The following is a 21,214-nucleotide window of genomic DNA, read 5'->3' as shown; positions in this document are numbered from 1 at the left end:
GTTACCCCCCGTGATAAAAAACGGGGGGATTCATTGGAGAATATGGAGATTTAAATGAAACAGTTAATTGCCAGCATTCTTACCGGACTGGTAGCACTTCCGCTGATTGCAGACTCCTCCCCGGGATATGGACCTGTTATACCAACCACAGAATGGATCAGCATCTGGGGCAAGGGCGTTTTGGTGAACGGGCGTCCGGCCAATCCGGGTACCCCGATCTGGGTGACAGATCCTCAGGGAGTGGTGTGCGGATACGGTGCTGTGAAAACCCCCGGCACATTCGGACTTATCCCTGTTTACCGGGATGATTTTACCACACCTGAGCTGGATGAAGGTGCAGAACCTGGTGATGTGCTGACTGTGTGGGTTGCTTATGAGCGGGCCAGAACTGAAAACGGTCAGACGCTGGTCTGGACCAAGAACGGTGAAACGTTTGAATACCGGATGATGAGTGGTGTCATCCCCACGACCGAATGGGTATCCTTCTACGGAACCAACCTTCTTGTTAACGGAGTCCCTGCCGAAGTGGGCAGTCTGGTGGATGTGCTTGATGCGGATGGAAATCTGTGCGGACGCACGGAAGTGAAGCAAGCCGGAAAATATGGACTGGTTTCGGTTTACCGCGATGATCCTTCCACACTGCTCGATGAAGGCGCCGGACCTGGTGAGCCCCTGCAGTTTTTTGTGAACGGGAAACGTGCACGTTCTTTGAATCAGACCGAACCGGTATGGACGGGAAATGGTGATGTCATCAATCTGGATATCAGTGCCGGGGTGCTGCCAACAACCGTCTGGCAAAACTTTTACGGTACCATCCTGGATGGGTACGGAAGTCCGGTCCCGGGTGGGTTGACCGTTGAAGTACTCGATTCTGACTGGAATCTGTGCGGAACTGGCGTTACGAAAGAGGATGGAAAGTTCGGCATCATTCCGGTTTACCGTGATGATCCGGAAACCCCCGTCGATGAAGGTGGGAATGATGGTGATTTTTACCTCTTTTTGCTTGATGGACAGCTTCTGATTTCATTCCCGAGGTTTATTCCATCCTCCGGGGAGACCAAATCACAGGAGATACGCCTGTTTCATTCGACTGGAATGATTCCGGTTAAATTGAAAATTGTGGCCGATATCAACCCGGCTCTCCGCGAGGTGAATGAATACGGAAAAAAACTGGAAGATTTTGGCGGGTCTGGCTTTGTGGTGGATAAAAACAACATCCAGGAACAGGTCCTGTTTATCAACGGTCCGGTAACCGGTGGTTATGCGGAACCCTGGACGCCCTCCTCACTGGGTGAAATGAGAATGATGTCCATGATGGAAACCAGTCCGAACGGACCGGTGGATCCAACCAGATGGGCCATTGAATATGTTCGGCAGGTCGATGTCCTCGATTCGACCACCTTTAAACTGAGCCTGGGAGGATATGACAATGAAGGCGTGACCGGAACGGAGCACAAAATCTACCTGACAACAGACAGTCTGGAAGTCATCAGGCAGGTGGCCTTCGGATCCATTGATCCTGCCCGCTACCGTCACTGGGACTTTGGTGCGGCACTTCCGCCCGTCATTGAAAATCCCATTGCAGATGCCAGGGTATCAGAGGATGACGATCCTTTCATTCTTGCCGATCTGAGCACTGTCTTTTTTGATCAGGACCTGAAGGAAATATCTGTTTCCACCAACAGGCCCGATTTACTGACACCTGCTCTGGACGGAAGTCAGATTGAGGTTACTCTTCAGCCCAATCAGCATGGGGTGGCCCTGATCATGGTCACCGCAACGGATACAACCGGACTTTCTGCAACCGATACGGTCTCTGTCACCATCGATCCTGTTAATGATTCGCCGGTTGTAAGCCAGCCGGTATCAGACGAGACCATTGCAGAGGATGCCGATGAAGCGGTTATTATCAGTGACATCCGGAGTGGCTTTTCGGATCCGGATGGGGATGACCTGACGGTCACCGTGGACCGGCTGGATTCAGGTATCAATTTCAGAACCGAAGACCAGGCCTTGTATCTCACTCCTGAATCCAATTTTAACGGAACGGTCCGCTTTGTTCTGACTGCCACCGATGGAATCCAAACGGTTTCTGACACCCTGCTTGTAACCGTTTCGCCGGTGAATGATGCTGTTATTGTGGAGAATCCGGCTGCGGATAAAACCATCGATGAGGATGCCCCCGAGTCGGTGCTGGTCAGCAATGTTGCAAGCGTGTTCTACGATGTTGATACCCCTTCCCTGATGATGGGTGTTTCGGCACTGGATGCAGGCGGAACGGTAAAACTGTTGGCAAATCAGGTATTGTTTACTCCGCAGTCCGATTTTAATGGTCAGGTCAGGATCAGATTATCGGCGTCTGATGGAGACTATTCTGCAGCGGATACGCTGGTGGTGACCGTGACCCCGGTTAACGATGCACCGGTTGTCATCCAACCGGTTTCCGATTCCTATGTGCTGTCAGGAAAACCGGAACGGATGGTTGCTTCTTTGAATGGTGTCTTTTCTGATGTGGACGGAGATACCCTTTTTTACGATACTTACTCACTGGATCCGGACCTTCTTTCCGTGCGTCTGTCAGAATCGGATATTATGGCCTTCTCAGAGGCAGCCGATACGGGCTGGGCCCGGGTGGTGGTAACTGCTTATGATCCGACCGAAGCCTCTGTCTCCGATACATTTCTTGTGGAAATCAGAAAAGGCAATCAACCACCGGTTCTGATCGGTCCTGTGAAGGATGTGATAATTTCAGAAGACGACGCCGCCTACCGGGTGGTAGATTCCTGGAAATCCGTCATAACCGATCCCGATGAAACCGCGAACACGATTTCAGTGATCTCGCTTGATCCGGGATTAACTGCCTGGCTGAACGGAGAAGAAGTTCTGGTGCAACCCGTCCCGGATACCAGCGGAGTTTTTCGTGTGGTCATGGAAATGATTGATAATGAGTTCTCTGTGGCCGATACGTTCCTGGTAACCGTTACTCCCGTGAATGATGCGCCGGTGGTGCAAAATCCCGTTTCCGATAAAACGATTGCAGAAGACTCAGCCAATCAGTTGGTGGTCTCTTCTGTATCCGCAGTCTTTGCCGATATCGATGGTCCGGGTCTTAGCTATGATGCTCAGTCGCTGACCCCGGGTTTGTCGGCCGTGATCAGCGGAAATACCGTTTTGGTAACCCCGTCATCCAATCTCAATGGTGAATTCCTTGTCCGGTTGGCGGGCTCGGATGGCCAGTTTACCGTGGCTGATACGTTTAAAGTGACGGTGACCCCGGTGAATGATGCACCTGTGGTGCAAAATCCTGTTTCCGATAAAACGATTGCAGAAGACTCAGCCAATCAGTTGGTGGTCTCTTCTGTTTCCGCAGTCTTTTCCGATATCGATGGTCCGGGTCTTAGCTATGATGTTCAGTCCCTGACCCCGGGTTTGTCGGCTGTGATCAGCGGAAATACCGTTTTGGTAACTCCGTCGTCCAATCTCAATGGCGAATTCCTGGTCCGGTTGGCGGGCTCGGATGGCCAGTTTACCGTGGCTGATACGTTCAAAGTGACGGTGACCCCGGTGAATGATGCTCCGGTACGAAACCTTCAGCTGACCGATGTGTCGATTGATGAGGAGGCCATTAATGCTCCGTTGGGTTCGGTAACCGGGCTGTTTTCTGACCCCGATGGTGATTTGCTGACTTATGCCGTGACGAGTCTGAATCTGACCCGGCTGACCGTTTCTCTGAATACCAACCAGATTACCGGTACGGCTCAGCCAAATCAGAACGGCACGGTGTCGGTTGTTGTCCGGGCGACCGATCCTTCATTGGTGTCGGTAACCGATACCTTTCTGGTAACCATCCGGCCGGTGAATGATCCCCCTGTGGTTTCTTCCCCGGTCACCGATAAGGTGATAAATGAAGATTCAATGAATCAATTGGTGGTTCCATCTGTTTCGGCAGTTTTCTCAGACATCGATGGACCTCAGCTTTCTTACATTGTTCAATCCCTGACACCTGGTTTATCTGCTATCCTGAGCGCAAATACGGTACTGGTTACGCCCGATCAGAATGTGAATGGCGATTTTCTGGTCACCTTGTCTGCCTCGGATGGACAGTATACGGTCATCGATACCTTTAAAGTGGTGGTCACACCGGTAAATGATAAACCGGTCCGGCAGAATCCACTTTCCGACATCCGGATCAGTGAAGGGGATCAATCGATCCTGGCCGGATTACCGGAAGGCGTGTTTTCTGATCCTGATGGAGATATTCTCAGTTATCAGGTTATCAGTGCTGATCCGGGAAAACTGACCGCCACCCTTTCTGATAACAGTCTGTTTGTGAGCACAGTTGGTGAAGCAAACGGATCGGTATCCGTCGTGGTCTATGCCTCGGATCCATCTTTCGAAACAGCCACCGATACCTTTGTGGTGACCATTGATCCGGTTAATGACCCACCCTTCTTACAGAATCCGATTGGTGATAAGACCATTGCAGAAGACAGTGGTACACAAATGCTTCTGACCGATGTAAGCTTGTTTTTCGATGATTCTGATTCACCCAACCTTACCTATGAGGCATCATCTCTGAAAGAAGGGCTGATTGTTGAGTTACAGTCGGGTGGACTGAAGGTGACCCCTGCTCTTAACATTAATGGGGTTTTTCAGGTAGAATTGGTTGCATCGGATGACCAGTATTCGGTTTCAGATACTTTCCTGGTTACGGTTCTGCCCGTTAATGATCAGCCTGGGCTGGTTGGTCACATACCGGATGGAGAGGTGACCGAAGATCAATCCACCACCCAACTGGCTGATATTACCTCCTATTTTACCGATGTGGATGGGGATCCACTGAGTTATTCTGCATTGAGTCAGGCAACTGCAAGGTTGATTGCATCAGTGACAGATGGAAAGCTTTCTGTCACACCGCTCAGTAACCAGACCGGACCAGTGTCGGTTATTGTAAGAGCCACCGATCCGTCTGGCTCCTTTGTGACCGATACGCTGATTGTGACAATTCTTCCCGTTAATGATGCGCCGTTTGTATTAAATCCCGCATCCGATCGGGTGTTTGATGAAGATTCGGGTCCGCAGATTACCGTGAATGATCTGGATCTGGTATTCTCTGATCCAGACAATTCTGAGCTGAGTTATTCGGCAGTATCCCTTCAACCGGGATTAATGGTTCAGGTAGATGGTGCCACTGTACTGTCAGAGTCTGGTGCGGATGCCAACGGTCGTTTCGAGGTGGTTTTAACGGCCTCTGATGGACAGTTTACAGCCACCGACACTCTGGTCATCCTGATCAATCCGGTCAATGACAAACCGGTATTAAGAAATCTGATACAAGATGCATCTGTCAGTGAGGATGAATCGGACAAGGTGATTGCAGGTCTGAAGGACGTTTTTTCTGATGTGGATGGTGACCTGCTTACGTTGACGGTTTCAAGTCTTGATCCCGGATTACTCACGGTCAGTCTGATGGAAAACGAAGTTACCGGAACGACGGTTCCGAACCAGAACGGCATTGCGCGTGTGGTGGTGACTGCTACGGATCCACTTCAGATATCGGTGACAGATACATTTCTGGTTACCATCCGTCCCGTAAATGATGCACCCGGATTGTTCTCACTCCTCTCACCTGACTCCGGTTTATTAACCAATGGCAATCAGGTGGCCTTTTCATGGACCGCTTCAACCGATCCTGATGAAGGAGAAGGAGATACGGTGACTTACCGGATTCAGCTTGCTGCTGATACGTTGTTCACCGCACCGGTTCTGACAGCCAATACCCGGCTACTCGGATATACTTTCCCTGACCGGTTACCCAATGGTGTCTGGAACTGGCGTGTGCTGGCATCGGACAAATCGGGGGTAACCACTGTTTCTTCTCCGACCCGGCGGGTGATCACTGCCGACACTCAGGCGCCCGTGATTGGTGCATGGGTGATGAAAGCAACCGATAATGGTTTGGGAAATAATCTGAGTGTGTTGTTCCGGTCTGCCGAAACCTTTGCTTCTTCACCGTCAGTTTCTTCCGTTATGAATGGAAGCAGTCTGAAGGATTCTGTCTGGGTTCTCGACAGTCAACGGAATCTGAGAGTGATTTATCTGCATGATCTCGATACCGGACTCCTGAGAATTACCATTACGGGGATTGATGCCGTCGGTAACACCGGTTCGCTGATTAAGCAGGCACGGATTCTCAGATTTGCACCAGGAGTCAGAAACCGGCTTGCATTGGAGAAACTGATCGGCTCCATCACCATTCCTGAGAAGGGAATGAGTCAGGAAGCATGGGTTGCGCTTGAAACAAACGACCCGGGAACAGATTACCCGGTTCCTGATGGATGGACGATGGTTTCACCGGTTCTTGTCTGGAACGGGAATCCGTCTCTGCAATCGAAAGCGGAACTGACACTCGGATATGAACCGGCACAGGGATGGAAATCGGAACGGCATGTTTCGGTTTATCGCTGGGATGAAGCTGACTCAGAATGGAAGTGGTTGGGAGGTGAGGGCCGTAACGGACAGGTGACGATCCAATTACGGAAACTTGAGACCATGTCCTTGTTCTACAATGAAGAGCAGCCGTTGCTTCCCGATAAACTCAGTCTGGACCAGAACTATCCAAACCCGTTTAATCCGGAAACCACCATACCGTTCAACCTGCCGGCCGATGCCACCGTGACCATTCAGGTGTTTAATCTGCTGGGTCAGCAGGTGACCACTTTGCTGGATGCAGAGGAGTTGCCAGCCGGCCATCACTCGGTTAAATGGCGTGCGGTCGGATCGCAGGGGATGCAGGCTTCAGGGGTCTATTTTGTCCGGCTGACGGTGGATGGTCAGCGCCTGACTCGTAAACTGGTGTTGATGAAATAAGGAGAAAACCATGAAAACGATTCAATTACCTGTTGCCTTATTCATCAGACTGATATCCTTTTCTCTGGCTGTGACCTTTTTTTCCTGCAGTGAGGATACCTCACCAACCATTGAAGAAAAGGTGGAATCGGCCTGGAAGGCCTATCAGAGCTCAAACTATTCATTGGCTCTTGAGGATTTCCGGACCGCCTACCGGCTCATGTCTGAGGAATTGAGGCGTGTGCCTGAAGTGGAACTGGGATTGGGATGGGCATTTTACCGGTTAGGAAATGCCGATTCATCGGCCTTGTATCTTGAACGGTGTCTGAATGATCAGAGGGAAGCAATTATTCCGTACAGCATGATCAAATATTACGATCTGAACCGGAATAAATCACATGCATCAATTGCCACCGATGAGGTCCTGTCGAGGTTAAAAACCTTCCTGACTGTGGACAGGCCATTGTATCAGTTTCAGTACGATCAGACCATCAATTATAAGGATGGGGCTTTGATGGGTGCTCAGATCAGGGTACTTCAGAAAAACTACGCCGATGCAGTGGTATATATTCAATTGGTTCAGGCCGATTTTAATCCCGACCCCAATGCTGCCGATTATATCGACCGGATCCTGGCCATGCTGGAAGGTTTGGTGGCAGGAAATAGTTAATCAGATTTGCACGTTTGTTCAGGAAAGTCCGGTCAGGCCGGACTTTCCTGTTTTTGACCCCATCTGCTCAGAGGTGAGTTGGTGCAGGCCTCGGAACAGGCCCCTTTGATGGCTGGTTCACAGGATTCACAAACCAGTATTTGTTGATTGCATGCCGCATTGCTGCAGTTAATATACCTGTCGGAAGGTTGCTGACAGATTCGGCAGGTCGAAATAACCGTGTTATCTGTCTGATTGACCGGAACAGCAATCCGTTTGTCGAACACGTAACATTTGCCCACCCAATTTTTGCCACCAGTGATCTGCCCATACCGGATGATTCCGCCATGCAACTGAAAAACCTGTTTAAATCCGGCCCGTTTTAATAAAGCTGTTGCCTTTTCACACCGGATTCCACCCGTGCAATATGCAAGGATTTTCTTATCACGGTAGGGTTCCAGTTTCTCGATCATGTCGGGGAAATCCCTGAAGTTCCGGATGGGGGATTCAACAGCCCCTTTAAAATGCCCGATGGCATATTCATAGTCATTCCGTGTATCGAGAACCAGAACATCCGGATCTGATTCAAGCATTTGGTCAAACTCTCCGGGCTCCAGATACGTGCCGGTTTCCTGATTGGGATCGAGGTCGGTACCTGCTTTCAGTGCCACAATTTCGGGACGGACCTTGATGGTTAGCCTTGGAAAGGCATGCTGATGCCAGGTTTCTGTTTTAAATTCGATTGTCTCAAAACCCGGAAGGTTCCGGACCGCTTCCTGGTAGGCATCGGTCTGGTGCGGTAACCCTGAAACCGTTCCGTTAATGCCTTCACCAGCAACATAAATCCGGCCCTTCAGGTCCAGGGAGGAACACAACTGCCGGTGTTCAGCAATAAAGGCAACCGGATCCGGAATCGGAGCGTATTTGTAATATAAAAGGATATGATAAGTTTCCATTGGGGTGCAAAGATAAGAACAGGCAGGACAACGGGGAAAGCATGTGCATGGTCAGGTAACAGCAAAAAAAAACCCCGGTGACCAAACCGGGGTAAACCATGAAGATACAGAAAAGGATTCAGCACTTCCTTGCGGTCATGCTGAGCTTTCTTTGACAGTATGACCAGTACCGTCAGGAGCAAACATACGGGCCCCTCACTTAAATGTCAATAGTTTGGAAACGTTTCCACTTAAAATTTTACATTGACTCTGAAATTCACCCGAAGTGGCGCAATTTAAAGGTCACTCTGGTTTAATAAGTAAGGTTCGAGGGCTTTGATTTTAAAAAATTTCAGCTAAAGACAACCGGGTCGCCTTTTTCGACATATTTCTTTCCGGGTTTAAGTCTGCATGCTTCTGTAACCGGGTCATGTTCGAAGAACAGAATCCAGTTCTGATCGAGGGCCTGGCTGAGCAGGTTTTTCTTTTCATTCAGAAGAATGAGCGGCTGAATGTCATAGCCCATGATCCATGGAACGGGAATATGGGCGCTGGTTGGAATCAGGTCAGAACAGTAAACCACCGACTCGCCCGATCCCTCTATTCTCACCCCCTGCAAGCCGATTGTATGGCCATCCGAAACAAAAACGGACAATCCGGGAAACAAGGTGGTTGGGCCATCGATGGATTCAAGACAACCGGCAAGGGCCAATGGTTCGAAATTCTGGGGTAGATAACTGGCCCGTTCGCGTTCATGTGCATTTCGTGCCCATTCCAGATTGGATTTCTGGATGTAGTAAGTGGCATTCGGGAAGGCAGGTGCGGGTTCTCCATCCCTTAACATGGTGGCACCGCCGGCATGATCGAAGTGCAGGTGAGTCAGAATCACATCAGTAATGTCTGAAAGTCCGATTCCTGCTGCATTGAGTGATTGCGTCAAAGTGGTATGTGAGTAATCGAGCGCATACATGGACTGCTGTCGTTCATCCCATTTATGGCCCATTCCTGTGTCGATGAGAATGGTTCGGCCATGGCCCCTGATCAGAAGTGTGCGCAGTGCCATATCAATCCGGTTCTGGGGGTCCGACGGGAGTTGCTGATCCCAGAGTACTTTGGGTACCGTCCCGAACATGGCCCCGCCATCCAGTCGGAAGCGGCCTGTTTCAATGGTTTGCAGCGTATAATCACCAATGGTTTTCATGATCGGGTTCCCAGATTGGTCAGGTCGATGGGTGGAAAAAAACGGGCATGTCCGTTTGCCCGGACCATCTTTTTTACTTCTTCATAGTAACGGATTTTATCGATCAGTGCGGTAAGATGCCCGATCAGGAACAACAGACGGGAGGGTTCTGACCGGTCCTCGAGCAGCTTTTGTTTGTCTTCAAGATCAAGTCCGGCACTGTGGGCCAAAGAGAAGGAAAGAGGTCTTTTTTCATAGGTTTTCTCATCGGCCGGCGCACCAGCAAGAGATAGCAATTGTTTGTGAAGCCTGATGGCTTCTTCGGTGACAAATGAGTCCGGTTCACCCGGTTCATCAGAGAAGTAATCGACTGTTGCCTGCAGGTAACTTTTCCGGCGGTCGGTGGAAAGCAGGGTGAATCGTTGCTGGCCTTCCGTCAGAATATCCATCCGTCCATCATCAAAAACCTTCAGAACCTGGCTGATTTTCACTGTGCAGCCAACAGTCATCATGGCGGAGTCATGTACCAGAATAATGCCAAAGGGACGGGTTTCGCTGATGCAAAGCCGGATCATTTCCCGGTAGCGGTCTTCAAAGATGTGCAAAGCCAGTTCTTCGCCGGGACAAACCACCACATTCAGCGGAAACAGCGGAATCATCGGTGCCGCCTGAAATGATCAGAAGATTTCGGAATGGAGCTTGTCAGAACCTCACATCCCGATGCGGTGACCAGCACGTCGTCTTCAATCCGCACGCCCGTATGTTCAGAATCCACATACAGGCCCGGTTCAATGGTGATCACCATTCCGGGTTCGAGGGTTTGCTGGTAGTTGCCCATGTCATGCACATCCAGACCGAGAAAATGGGTTACCCGGTGCATATAGACGTTGGTAATTTCCGACGGTTTACCAATGATGTTCAGTTTCAGGGCTTCTTCCGTCAGCAGATCTTTGGCAAGATCATTCAGACTCTGGTAAATAATTCCCGGGCGGACGGCACGGATGACCGCTTCATTTACACGCAGGACCGCCTCATAAATGGCCGCCTGGCGGTCGGTAAAGTGGTTTTTCGGAAATACCCGGGTCACATCGGCCGAATAGCCACCAACCTCGGCCCCCACATCGGCCAGAATGCAATCATTTTCACCGATCAGTGAATTGTTAGCGGTGTAATGAAGAATGTTGGCATTATTTCCGGCGGCAATGATGGGCTCATAGCCAAGATTCCGGATTCCATGCCGGTGAATTTCATGGAGAAAACCTGCCTCCAGTTCATATTCATAATCAACGATCGGTGCCAGTTCCACCATGTGTCTGATCCCCGAGGCGGTGACCGAAATGGCCGACCGCAGCTGATCCAGTTCCTCATTGTCTTTGAATTGCCTCAATCGGTGAACGTAAGAATTCACAGAACCGGGCTGTATATGGGGAAAGGACCTGGTCAGTTTTTCCCGGATGTGGTGGGTCGGGTGAATCAGCGGACTGAAATCGAGTTCGGGAGTGTTCAGCAATACCGTTTTAGAAGAAGAGAACAACCTTCCGAACCTGAGTTCAAATTCATCCCAATAGGCAAGTGTTTCAACCCCGGTTGCGGCCTTGATCCGTTCGTCCGTTTCAACTCCGCCTTCCCAGCGGGCCTTGTGGCTGTCGGGGCGGGGAAACAACAGCCATTCATGAGATCCAAGAAAAGCATCGGTGGTCAGAATGAGCATGGCAGGAGTTACAGCCTGCAATCCAGTCAGGTAGTAGAAATTGCTGTCCTGACGGAAAGGAAAAAACTGGTCATGACTTTTCCAGGCGGGGAAGGACGAGGTAATGATTGCAATGGTTCCGGGCGGCAAGGCCTGCAAAAGTGAACGTCGTTTGCGTTGATGAAATTCAACCGGCATTTTCATGGTTTTTTACAGTAGTTTAAGTAGTGAATGAAATCTGAATCAGACCTGTTTGATGAATTCGTAACCGTGGTCAGACGGCTGCGGAAAGACTGCCCGTGGGATTCCACCCAAACCCACCAGAGTCTTGCCCACCTGCTGATCGAAGAAGCCTACGAAACCACCGATTCCATCGAAAATCAGAATTTTGATGAGTTAAAAAAAGAATTGGGCGATCTTTTGCTTCATGTGGTCCTTCATGCCATCATTGCCAAAGAAGATAACCGTTTTTCGCTCTCCGAAGTTCTTTCCTCCATCACGGCTAAACTGATCAGGCGTCACCCGCACATTTTTGCAGCCACCGATGTATCCTCGGTTGATGAAGTTAAGCAAAACTGGGAACTGATCAAGATGAAGGAAGGACGTTCCTCGGTTCTTGAAGGGGTTCCTGACTCGATGCCCGCCTTGCTGCAGGCCTACCGGATTCAGGATAAGGTTTCCTCGCTTGGTTTTGATTGGGCGGACCGACGCGAGGTCTGGGCGAAAATTGAGGAGGAACTGGCCGAATTCCGCGAGGCAGAGGGGCAGTCTCCTGATCGTGCTGAAGAGGAATTGGGTGACCTGCTTTTCAGTCTGACCAATTATGCCCGGTTTATCGGATTGAATCCCGAAACGGCGTTGGCCAGAACCAACCGAAAATTCAAATCAAGATTCCGTCACGTCGAAAACAGGATGCGGGAAGAAAATCTTCCCTGGAAAACCACACCTCTCGATGTCATGGATCAATTCTGGAATGAAGCAAAAAAATCAGAAAGTCGTTTAAAGTCATGAGCGTTCAGGTAAGCATGAATCAGGTTCGGTTCGATTGCCGGCATTTCCGCGGAGATATTCCCTGCAAACCCAACAAAACCAATGATCAGGTCTGCCCCACCTGCACCGCTTACGAGCCCATCAGCAAACGGATTCTGATGATCAAACTCGGTGCAATCGGTGACGTGATCCGGACCACCCCGCTGATTCAGAAATTCCGTGAAGTTCATCCCGGATGTCATATCACCTGGCTGACTCTTACTCCCGAAGCCGTTCCGGCGAGTCGTGTGGATAAGATTTACAAACTCGATTTTAAATCGGTTTACAATCTGAGCCATCTGAAATTCGACATTGCCATTAACCTCGATAAAGATGTGGAAGCCTGTGCCCTGCTTGCCGATGTCTGGGCAGTGGAAAAGTATGGCTACATCCTGCGTGATGGTCATGTGGATGTGGCTAACCATCTGGCTGACCATAAATTCCTGACCGGTATGTTCGACAATCTGTCAAAAGTGAACCGGAAAAATTATCTGGAAGAAATTTTTGAAATCTGTGGTTTCTCCTTCAACAAAGAACCCTATGTACTCGAGCTAAACCCTTCCCTCGATGCCATGTGGGATGACTTGCGTGCCCGTGCGAATGGCAGAAAAATCATCGGGCTGAATACCGGATGCGGCGACCGCTGGCTGACCCGTCTATGGCCCACTCCGTACTGGGTGGATTTGATTACCCGGCTGACGAACGACGGATTTTTCCCGGTTCTGCTGGGCGGTCCGGCTGAAGATGCCGGAAACCGTGAATTGCAATCGCTCACCGGCGCTTACTACCCCGGTACCTTTACGCTACCGCAGTTTTTCTCGCTGACGAACCAGTGCGATGTGATTGTGACCGCGGTTTCCATGATGATGCATATTGCTATTGCACTCAGAATTCCGCAGGTGTTGTTTGTAAACATTTTCAATCCGTACGAATTCGAGTTGTATGACCGGGGTGTGATTGTTCAGCCCGATTCCGGTTGTGACTGCTATTTTGGCAATACCTGTAAACGTGACCAGCATTGTATGAATGATCTGCCGGTTGAGAAGGTGTATCAGGCTGTTCATCAGATGCTTGCCGTTAAAAAGGGTTGAGTGAGCAGGTTCAGCCGGTGAAAATTGCCTATCTCTCAACCTTTTATCCCTACAGGGGCGGGATTGCCCAGTTCAATGCCTCCTTGTACCGTGAATTGGAAAAGCACGCTGAAATCCGTGCTTTCACTTTTACCAGACAGTATCCCGATTTGCTGTTTCCAGGTCAGACTCAGCTGATTCAGAAGGGAGACCCTGCCGACCCCATTCAGGCTGACCGGTGTCTGGATACCATCAATCCCGTTTCCTGGTACCGGACAGCCCGACTGATTGCCTCCTGGAAACCCGACGTGCTCGTTATGAAATTCTGGATGCCCTTTTTCGGACCCTCGCTTGGTTTTGTCGCTGGCTATCTGAAAAAAAGGGGCGTTCGGGTGGTGACCATCCTCGATAACGTGATTCCGCATGAACGCCGGCCAGGTGATCTTACCCTTATAAGGTATTTCCTGAACCGCAGTTCTGCATTTATTGCCATGACAGCAACAGTTCGTGATGATTTATTGCGGTTGAAACCAGACGCCCGGCATGTGGTAAAAGCCCATCCTGTTTACGATCACTTCCCGGCCCGCATGGGTCGTGCAGAGGCACGCAGGCAATTGGGACTCGATCCGGATTCACCCATGCTGCTCTTTTTCGGATTCATCAGAGGTTACAAGGGACTCGATGTGTTAATTGAGGCCCTGCCCGAAACCGATTCCCGCATCGGGCTCATGGTTGCTGGTGAAGTTTATGGGTCCTTTGAGGCTTATCAGGAGCAGATCGACCGGTTGCAGCTTGGTTCCAGGATTTACCTGTATCACCACTACATACCCGATACGGAAGTGGCCGTCTATTTCTCAGCTGCAGATGTGGTTGTTCTGCCTTACCGGTCTGCGACACAAAGTGGAATTGTGCAAATCGCCTATCATTACCAGCTTCCTGTGATTGTAACGGCAGTGGGCGGCCTGACCGAGATGGTGACTGACGGAGTTACCGGACTGGTGATTCCTCCCGGAAACCCCGGGGCGGTGGCCGATGCCATCCGCCGGTTTTTCGAAAACCATTCAGATGGACAGATGGAACGGGAAATTGCCGCAAGGGCGCCCGACTTTTCCTGGTCAGGTTTTGCCGGAGAACTGCTCGCGCTGGCCCGTTCCTGACTTACCAGAGAGGAACATACCCCAATTCTCTGACGATTGCCTGTCCCTGTTCTCCCTGAACCCATCCGATAAAATTCATGACAGATGGGTCAGGCGTATTCGGGACCACCAGGTAGAGATACCGGGTAAGCGGATAGCTTTCCGACCGGACGGTTTGTTCGGTGGGTTCAATGCCGTTCACGGGAATATTCCTCGAGGGAAACCGGTGAGAAATTGTTCCATAACCGATTCCATGTCTGCTTTTTGAAACCACTTCGGCCACCAGTTCGGCAGTGGGAATGGCAGCTGCCCCGGGTGAATAATTTTTATTCAGCAATACGTGTTCAAGGAAGTACTGATAGGTCCCCGAATTCGGAGGCCGGATAAATACCTGAATGGCGGTATCGGCCCCACCCACTTCTTTCCAGTTGGTGATGGTTCCTGTGAAAATGTGCCGGATGGCTTCAAGACTCAGGTTTCTGACCGGGTTCTGTTCATTCACATAGATGGTAATGGCATCCTTGGCAACCAAAAACGAGACACCCACTCCCTGATGAGAATCGGCCAGACGTTTGACCTCGTCGGGTTTAAGCGGGCGCGAGGTGGCTGCAATGTCGGTCTTTCCATCAATCAAGGCTTTTAAACCGTATCTGGATCCCCCACCGGTTACCCTTATACTGATTCCCGGATTCTTAATCATGTATTCTTCGGACCAACGGTCCAGAAGTGGATGAAGGGTTTCAGATCCTGCAATCCGGATGACCTGATTACCGGTTCCGGTCGTTTCTTTGCCCTGCTGACAGGACAGGAACAAAGGGAAGGAGAATAAAAGAAGGGACAGTGGTAATTTCATCGGTTTTCGGCCTGGGTCTGAAGTCGGATCTGACGGAAGGGACTGGAACGGTACCAGCGGACATCGTCCGGATTGCCGGTAACCTGGTTCAGCAGGGACAGGTAAACACTGGCATGCTGGTGAACCGCCTTCCAGTTGATATACTGTCGGGAATCGTCAAACGGTGAATGATAAACGGTCTGATCCCACAGGTGTTTAAAAGTCTGTGCAGATTCTTCGGACACGTTAACGTGCCCCGGGCCTTCGATCAGAGAAACCGACGGAATGCCGGCCTGTGCAAATGCATAATGGTCTGACCGGAGAAATGAATCATCGTCTGAAATTGATGGAGGAGTCAGTCGGGTCAGATCATGGGAATCCAACGCTTCTGAGGCAAGATCCCCGAGCGTTGAATAGATCCCTCCGATGGCAAGGTATCCGGTGGCCGGATCCAGAAAATTGATTCCGTCTATGTTAATGCAGGCCACTGTGGAAGACAGCGGACGTACCGGAAAATTGGTGTAATAAATACTTCCAAGAAGACCCTTTTCCTCACCGGTTGTAAAAACAAACAGGACTGGAACAGGTGGTGGGTTCCTGGCAAGAATTCCGGCCAGTTCCAGAGTTACAGCCACACCAATGGCATTATCCATTGCACCGTTATAAATACTGTCCCTGTTTGCAGCAGGACCGATGCCAAGGTGATCATAATGCGAGGAGACCAGTACCAGCCGGGTGTTTTTCCAATCGGTTGTGTCTCCTGCTACCGCCAGAATGTTCCGTGAAAGAAAGTCCCGTGAACGGAAACTGCCATGAAAAGAGAGGCGGGTTTTTAGTTCAAAACTGGTCAGATTGTACCGTTTTTCCTGCTCAAGTAATTCCAGGTAGGTACGGTTGGAATCCCGGAACAGCCATCCGGTCTGATCCTTGTGCAGCAGGATCGAAAACCCGCTGGTAATGGAGTAGGATTGTATCACGTCTTCGAAGGACAATTCACGGATCCAGGCCGTCCAGCTTCGGGAATCTCTGTCCGGATCATAAATCTGTATGGTTCCGGCGGCCCCCTGGCCAATCGCGGTCCGATGTTTAATCGCCGGCAGAGAATAGATGGTGGACCGGGGACCCTGGAAAAATTCTGCTGTGGATGAGGGAGGCTCTCCGCTCAGGTAAATCACCACTTTTCCGGTGACATCAACGGCCTGATAGTCGTTATAGTCGTATTCGGGAGCAATGATGCCATAACCCACAAAGACGAGACCTGTTGGCTCGGGAAGAAAAGTGCTGGCGCCCGTGGTCAGCGTTCCGTAATCCTTATGAAGAACCGGCTGAAAAACCGAATCGCCGGAATGAAAGGTCAGAACGGAGTTGGGCATGGCAATCCCTCCGTGCATGGGAATCTTTTGTTCATATCCCAGACCGGGGACCGGTTTTAATCCTGCTGCCTTTAACTGACTGATCAGATAGTCTCCGGCAATCCGTTCACCACGCGTCCCGGTGCCGCGTCCTTCCAGCTGATCGGATGAAAGAAAATGCCAATGACGCGAAATGGCCACCGTGTCTGGGGTTCCAGTGATCAGACTGAATAAGAGGAGCATTCCGGAGAACATGTAAAGAATGTACGCCAGTGAAAGGGGTTTTTCAACCAGAAATTGAATTTCAGCAGACAAACTGGTATGTTAATAACATAACCATGATCCCGGTTATCTGTCTGATTTTCATTTTTCTCGTCAACCCGGTTTGGGGCCAAACGGTTTCATTCCTGAAAAAGGAAACGGGTGTGGACCTTTCTGGTATGTCTGGTCATCCATTGCCAGCAGTGCGCCGGGGTATTTCCGAGGCCAGACAGGCCCTGACCGACTATTACTGGTCAATTCAGTATCTCAGGCCTGAAGGGTCGGGTGCTCATTTGCTCTGCAACGCCTTTGTTGATTCACTGGGAGAGGTTAAGGTTGCTCAGAACAGTGGTCCGGGATTGGTCCGGCAGGATTCACTGGAAGGTTCGAGAAGGCTGCGGTATTTCTTCAGCAGGGAGCAGACCGATCCGGTTAAGGTCCTGACCAGCCGGCAGGATTCAGCCGGTCTGTTTCTGACCAGACTTTTACCTGAAACCTCACAAACCAGTCGTTGTGAATTTTTTCCGGACGGATCTGGCCGCGTGGTCCTGATGGATGGAAGGCTGCTGATCTATGAAATGAACTGGCAGGCTTCCAGGTTTGGAATGGTCCGGACCCGATCCAGATTCGGAGTGTGGTCGGAAGAACCGTTTGTCTGGTGAATGCAATGAAAATCTGGTTTCTACTCCTTTTTATCCCCATTCTGAGTCTGCTGCCTGCAGGGTCTGTTCTGGCCGGGTTCGAATCAAGAAAACCTGCCGGAAGCGGGGCGGTTTCAGCCCGTTTTGCCAGTTATGAAGCCCTGTGGGGCAATCCGGCCGGGCTCGCCGGGCTTTCAGATCCTGTACTGATGGTGACGGCAACGAGACCGTACGGACTGACTGAACTGACCAGTCTGTATGCACTGGGTGTCTGGCCTTCCGGTGCACTGATTCCAGGTTTCTCGGTTCACCAGATGGGCTCGGATCTTTACAGGGAACTGACTGCGAGTGCGTGGCTTGCAACCCGTTTAACCGGTTCTCTGTCGGCAGGACTCTCTCTGAATATGCATCACCTGCGTATTGATCGCGGCGGACAGGCCTTTTCCTGGTCGGCCGATGTGGGAGTACAGATAGAGGCCGTTCCCGGACTGAGACTTGGCATTCAGGCAGACAATCTGTTTCAGCAAACCATCGGACGAAGCAGGGAACCGTTGCCCTTCATGCTACGCGGAGGAATGTGGGCCTCCCTCACTACCTGGCTCGAGGCAGGAGCCGATCTGGTGGCAGAACCTCATTGGCCGGTCGATCTGGTTACAGGATTGGTTTTGCGTCCCCATGAAAGTTTCCGTCTTGAGCTGAACTGGCAGGAGTCCACTCATCAATGGTCTGCAGGAGTTTCCGGTATCCTGCCGGTGGTTACCACCCGATACCAGGTTCTGGTTCATCCGCATCTGGGGCTGACGCATCAGGTGTCGGTTCTGGTCGGCCGGATTGAAATCAAGAATCCGCACATGCTTTTTCCGGAACCCTCGCCCTCCACTGCGACTAAAAAGAGAGAAAGGGTGATTCCTTTGGTTGATCTGAATCTCGCAACGGTTGATCAATGGACCCAATTGCCCGGAATTACAGACCGACTGGCAAAGAACATTGTGGAATGGAGAACCAGACGAAACGGATTTGTGTCGGTGGATGAATTACTTGGGGTTCCTGGCATGACACCAGACCAATTGGAACGGATACGACCTTATGTGGTGGTCAGGGAACCTGCCCCCGCTGCAGATCCTGCACCTGCTCAACCGGACTGACCGGGAAGTCTGGTAATGTTTACGTTCCGGTTTATTTAGCAGAAAAGTGTCCGTATCTTTTCATCCGGATAAAACAGAGGTACACCTGATGACTCCAATCACCATCGAGGCAGTCGGTTCCGGTAAACCGGTGGTTCTGATACATGGTTTTCCGCTGTCACCTGCCATCTGGGACAGCCAGCGTGACCTTTCAGCCACTTACAAACTGCTTCTGCCAACCCTTCCGGGCATGGGTGGATCGGACTGGGAACCATTTACCATTGATTCCCTTGCAGATTCAATTGCCTCAGCCCTGACCGATATGGGAATCAGCCGGGTAATCATGCTTGGCCACTCCATGGGTGGTTATATTGCGCTGTCCTTTGCTGCACGTCATGCTGGCATGCTTTCAGGGTTCGGATTAGTCGCCAGTCATCCTTACGCAGATAGTTCCGAGGCCAAATCCGGCCGGTTACAGATGATTGAACGGATCCGCCGTGAGGGCTCTGATTTTGTCGGTGATGTCATGATTCAGAAGATTTTTGCACCACAGACGATTGCCTCCAATCCTGCCCTGATCTCAACTGCGCGGTCCATAATGAAAAGTGCCAGACCAGAGGCCATCATCAATTCTCAGGAAGCCATGTCGGCCCGTCCTGACCGATCCTTCCTTCTGGTTAAAATGAAAATTCCGGTCGGATTGTTTTTTGGCGCAAAAGATGTATCAATCATCCAAACGGTACAGAACGATATCTCAGCACTGAATTCCGCAGCCCGGCTGATGGTTCTTCCGGAAAGCGGTCACATGCCAATGATGGAACACCCGAATGAATTCAACTCTGCCCTGCAAGATTTCCTGTCGACTATCCAGTAAACCAGTCCGGATTCTGATTCTGGGACTGCTGCTGACCGCATGGCCGGCCGGTGCCCAGATTCCTGAATCTTATCAGGCATTCAAAGACTCCCTGACCTTGTTCAGCGGCTTGACCAGTCCGACCGAACGGACAACCCGGTTGAATGCTTTCTGGAACCGCCTGAAGGCAGCAAACCGAATCCCCTTTGCCGTCGGAAATCAGGTTGCCTTCATGTACAAAGGGGCAGGCTCATCGTCCACAGCCATTGCCGGTGATTTTAACGGATGGTCCCCTTCCGGGACAGCATGGCAGGGGAAAAAGGTGACCAATCTCGATTTGCACCTGGTCGAAACAACCTTTCCTCCCGATGCCCGATTGGATTATAAATGGGTGATTGGTGGCTCCAACTGGATTCTGGATCCGGCGAATCCTTTCACTCAGATGAGTGGTTTCGGAGATAATTCAGAACTCAGAATGCCCAATTGGAATGTATCTCCCTGGCTGGTAAGGACACCAGGCATTGCAACCGGTAAGCTGTCGGCCAACATCCGGTTTACCAGTCAGAAACTGGGATACGTCTCCCAATACCGTGTCTATACGCCAGCCGGTTATGATACCCTTCAAACCCTGTCTGTGCTGTATGTGACCGATGGACACGAGTATTCAGCGGATGCAACCGGAAGTCTGATCATCATTCTGGACAATCTGATTGCTGCCCGCCTGATTGAACCATTGATTGTGGTTTTCCTCGATCCCAGAAATCCGGATAATACCAGTCAGAACCGCCGGATGAACGAGTATAATCTCAACAAGGCCTTTCTCGATTATGTGTGTGATGAACTGGTTCCGGTGATCGATGCGGCCTACCGGACGGCTGCCACCGCAGATACCCGCGGAATTCTCGGCACCTCGATGGGTGGATTGAATTCGGCCTATTTCGGGGCCAAACGTCATGATGTGTTCAGGCGGATTGCTATTCAGTCGCCGGCTTTTCAGGCAAACTCCACTATTTACAGTCTGTATGCTACCGATCGGATGCCCCTGAAAATTTTTCTGAGCACCGGTCTCATCGGAGACACACAGAATCAGGCTGAAACCCTTCTGAATACCTATCTGATTCCAAAGGATTATGAGCACGTGTATAAGGCGGTCAATGAGGGACATTCCTGGGGAAACTGGCGTGCCCTGAACGATGACGTCCTGATATATCTGTTTCCGCCCAGCAAGCCGGTCTCGGTTCCTGAAAGTGAAAAACCGGTTAAGACCGGTGGTGTCTTTAACTATCCGAATCCGTTTAATCCATCCACCCGCATAGGTTTTTACCTGAGCCAGCCATCTGCCGTCTCACTGAGGGTTTATGACAGCACCGGAAGGGAAGTCATTACTGAGCAATACGGACTGATGTCCGCTGGTCAGCAGTCGGTACCGGTCATGCTCGGAGGATTTGCTTCCGGAATCTATCCGTATCGCCTGCTGGCTGGTGAGGTTTCTATGACCGGCCGGATGACTCTGCTTCGCTGACGCCTGCCTGTAAGCGAACCCTAATTAAACTCCAACAGATTTCTAATTGACCACTTACCGGGTCAAATTGATCAGAAAAACAGACAGTCGT

Annotated in this window: 15 protein-coding genes; 9 read left to right on the top strand and 6 right to left on the bottom strand. The window is 50.8% G+C overall.

Annotated features, from left to right (window positions below):
• The first annotated feature begins 54 nt into the window (after positions 1-54).
• Together HUU10_03565 and HUU10_03560 are read left to right on the top strand one after the other, a co-directional pair.
• Positions 55-6,870, top strand: coding sequence for a tandem-95 repeat protein (locus tag HUU10_03565; protein NUQ80667.1), 6,816 nt, complete (start codon positions 55-57; stop codon positions 6,868-6,870).
• A gap of 10 nt (positions 6,871-6,880) precedes the next feature.
• Positions 6,881-7,519, top strand: a complete 639-nt coding sequence (locus HUU10_03560; GenBank protein ID NUQ80666.1) for a hypothetical protein — start codon at positions 6,881-6,883, stop codon at positions 7,517-7,519.
• 32 nt (positions 7,520-7,551) lie between these two features.
• Here HUU10_03560 and HUU10_03555 read toward each other — a convergent pair whose 3' ends face one another.
• The 4 genes from HUU10_03555 to HUU10_03540 form a co-directional block, all read right to left on the bottom strand.
• Positions 7,552-8,454, bottom strand: coding sequence for a rhodanese-related sulfurtransferase (locus tag HUU10_03555; GenBank protein NUQ80665.1), 903 nt, complete (start codon positions 8,452-8,454; stop codon positions 7,552-7,554).
• Positions 8,455-8,785: 331 nt separating this feature from the next.
• Positions 8,786-9,634 carry an MBL fold metallo-hydrolase gene (locus tag HUU10_03550; GenBank protein NUQ80664.1) on the bottom strand — a complete coding sequence of 283 codons (849 nt, stop codon included), beginning with the start codon at positions 9,632-9,634 and terminating at the stop codon, positions 8,786-8,788.
• Positions 9,631-10,272 carry an LON peptidase substrate-binding domain-containing protein gene (locus HUU10_03545; protein ID NUQ80663.1) on the bottom strand — a complete coding sequence of 214 codons (642 nt, stop codon included), beginning with the start codon at positions 10,270-10,272 and terminating at the stop codon, positions 9,631-9,633. The genes HUU10_03550 and HUU10_03545 overlap by 4 nt, the downstream gene beginning before the upstream one ends.
• Positions 10,269-11,507, bottom strand: coding sequence for an aminopeptidase P N-terminal domain-containing protein (locus HUU10_03540; GenBank protein ID NUQ80662.1), 1,239 nt, complete (start codon positions 11,505-11,507; stop codon positions 10,269-10,271). The genes HUU10_03545 and HUU10_03540 overlap by 4 nt, the downstream gene beginning before the upstream one ends.
• 27 nt (positions 11,508-11,534) lie before the next feature.
• Between HUU10_03540 and mazG the strand changes: the two genes are divergently transcribed.
• The 3 genes from mazG to HUU10_03525 are packed head-to-tail and all read left to right on the top strand — an operon-like array spanning position 11,535 to position 14,559.
• Complete coding sequence (gene mazG / locus HUU10_03535; protein ID NUQ80661.1) at positions 11,535-12,314, top strand: nucleoside triphosphate pyrophosphohydrolase; 780 nt, start codon at positions 11,535-11,537, stop codon at positions 12,312-12,314.
• On the top strand, positions 12,311-13,423 hold the full coding sequence (locus tag HUU10_03530; protein NUQ80660.1) for a glycosyltransferase family 9 protein: 1,113 nt from the start codon (positions 12,311-12,313) through the stop codon (positions 13,421-13,423). Before mazG ends, HUU10_03530 begins: the two co-directional genes overlap by 4 nt.
• A gap of 17 nt (positions 13,424-13,440) precedes the next feature.
• Positions 13,441-14,559 (top strand): glycosyltransferase, encoded by a 1,119-nt coding sequence (locus tag HUU10_03525; GenBank protein NUQ80659.1) that lies wholly within the window; start codon positions 13,441-13,443, stop codon positions 14,557-14,559.
• Between the two features lies 1 nt (position 14,560).
• Here HUU10_03525 and HUU10_03520 read toward each other — a convergent pair whose 3' ends face one another.
• A complete protein-coding gene (locus HUU10_03520) occupies positions 14,561-15,391 on the bottom strand; it encodes a phosphate ABC transporter substrate-binding protein (protein ID NUQ80658.1) in 831 nt (276 codons plus the stop codon).
• Entirely contained in the window at positions 15,388-17,037 is a 1,650-nt protein-coding gene (locus tag HUU10_03515; GenBank protein ID NUQ80657.1) for a M28 family peptidase, read from the bottom strand. Before HUU10_03515 ends, HUU10_03520 begins: the two co-directional genes overlap by 4 nt.
• 23 nt (positions 17,038-17,060) lie before the next feature.
• Between HUU10_03515 and HUU10_03510 the strand changes: the two genes are divergently transcribed.
• From HUU10_03510 to HUU10_03495, 4 genes are all read left to right on the top strand, one after another.
• Positions 17,061-17,645, top strand: coding sequence for a hypothetical protein (locus HUU10_03510; protein ID NUQ80656.1), 585 nt, complete (start codon positions 17,061-17,063; stop codon positions 17,643-17,645).
• A gap of 5 nt (positions 17,646-17,650) precedes the next feature.
• Positions 17,651-18,769 carry a helix-hairpin-helix domain-containing protein gene (locus tag HUU10_03505; protein NUQ80655.1) on the top strand — a complete coding sequence of 373 codons (1,119 nt, stop codon included), beginning with the start codon at positions 17,651-17,653 and terminating at the stop codon, positions 18,767-18,769.
• 88 nt (positions 18,770-18,857) lie between these two features.
• Positions 18,858-19,622 carry an alpha/beta hydrolase gene (locus HUU10_03500; protein ID NUQ80654.1) on the top strand — a complete coding sequence of 255 codons (765 nt, stop codon included), beginning with the start codon at positions 18,858-18,860 and terminating at the stop codon, positions 19,620-19,622.
• The gene (locus HUU10_03495; protein NUQ80653.1) at positions 19,576-21,123 is read left to right on the top strand and encodes a T9SS type A sorting domain-containing protein; all 1,548 of its coding nucleotides are present in this window, start codon (positions 19,576-19,578) and stop codon (positions 21,121-21,123) included. The genes HUU10_03500 and HUU10_03495 overlap by 47 nt, the downstream gene beginning before the upstream one ends.
• Positions 21,124-21,214 lie beyond the last annotated feature (91 nt).

It is taken from the genome of Bacteroidota bacterium (assembly GCA_013360915.1).
GTDB lineage: Bacteria > Bacteroidota > JABWAT01 > JABWAT01 > JABWAT01 > JABWAT01.
Note: the sequence above shows the minus strand (reverse complement) of the source record. Positions and strands in the feature narration are given on the sequence as shown.

Excerpts from the sequence above, each read along its gene's own strand:
- HUU10_03565 (NUQ80667.1), top strand. The coding sequence starts at position 55 with ATGAAACAGTTAATTGCCAGCATTCTTACCGGACTGGTAGCACTTCCG.
- HUU10_03560 (NUQ80666.1), top strand. The coding sequence starts at position 6,881 with ATGAAAACGATTCAATTACCTGTTGCCTTATTCATCAGACTGATATCC.
- HUU10_03555 (NUQ80665.1), bottom strand. The coding sequence starts at position 8,454 with ATGGAAACTTATCATATCCTTTTATATTACAAATACGCTCCGATTCCG.
- HUU10_03550 (NUQ80664.1), bottom strand. The coding sequence starts at position 9,634 with ATGAAAACCATTGGTGATTATACGCTGCAAACCATTGAAACAGGCCGC.
- HUU10_03545 (NUQ80663.1), bottom strand. The coding sequence starts at position 10,272 with ATGATTCCGCTGTTTCCGCTGAATGTGGTGGTTTGTCCCGGCGAAGAA.
- HUU10_03540 (NUQ80662.1), bottom strand. The coding sequence starts at position 11,507 with ATGAAAATGCCGGTTGAATTTCATCAACGCAAACGACGTTCACTTTTG.
- mazG (NUQ80661.1), top strand. The coding sequence starts at position 11,535 with ATGAAATCTGAATCAGACCTGTTTGATGAATTCGTAACCGTGGTCAGA.
- HUU10_03530 (NUQ80660.1), top strand. The coding sequence starts at position 12,311 with ATGAGCGTTCAGGTAAGCATGAATCAGGTTCGGTTCGATTGCCGGCAT.
- HUU10_03520 (NUQ80658.1), bottom strand. The coding sequence starts at position 15,391 with ATGAAATTACCACTGTCCCTTCTTTTATTCTCCTTCCCTTTGTTCCTG.
- HUU10_03510 (NUQ80656.1), top strand. The coding sequence starts at position 17,061 with ATGATCCCGGTTATCTGTCTGATTTTCATTTTTCTCGTCAACCCGGTT.
- HUU10_03505 (NUQ80655.1), top strand. The coding sequence starts at position 17,651 with ATGAAAATCTGGTTTCTACTCCTTTTTATCCCCATTCTGAGTCTGCTG.
- HUU10_03500 (NUQ80654.1), top strand. The coding sequence starts at position 18,858 with ATGACTCCAATCACCATCGAGGCAGTCGGTTCCGGTAAACCGGTGGTT.
- HUU10_03495 (NUQ80653.1), top strand. The coding sequence starts at position 19,576 with ATGAATTCAACTCTGCCCTGCAAGATTTCCTGTCGACTATCCAGTAAA.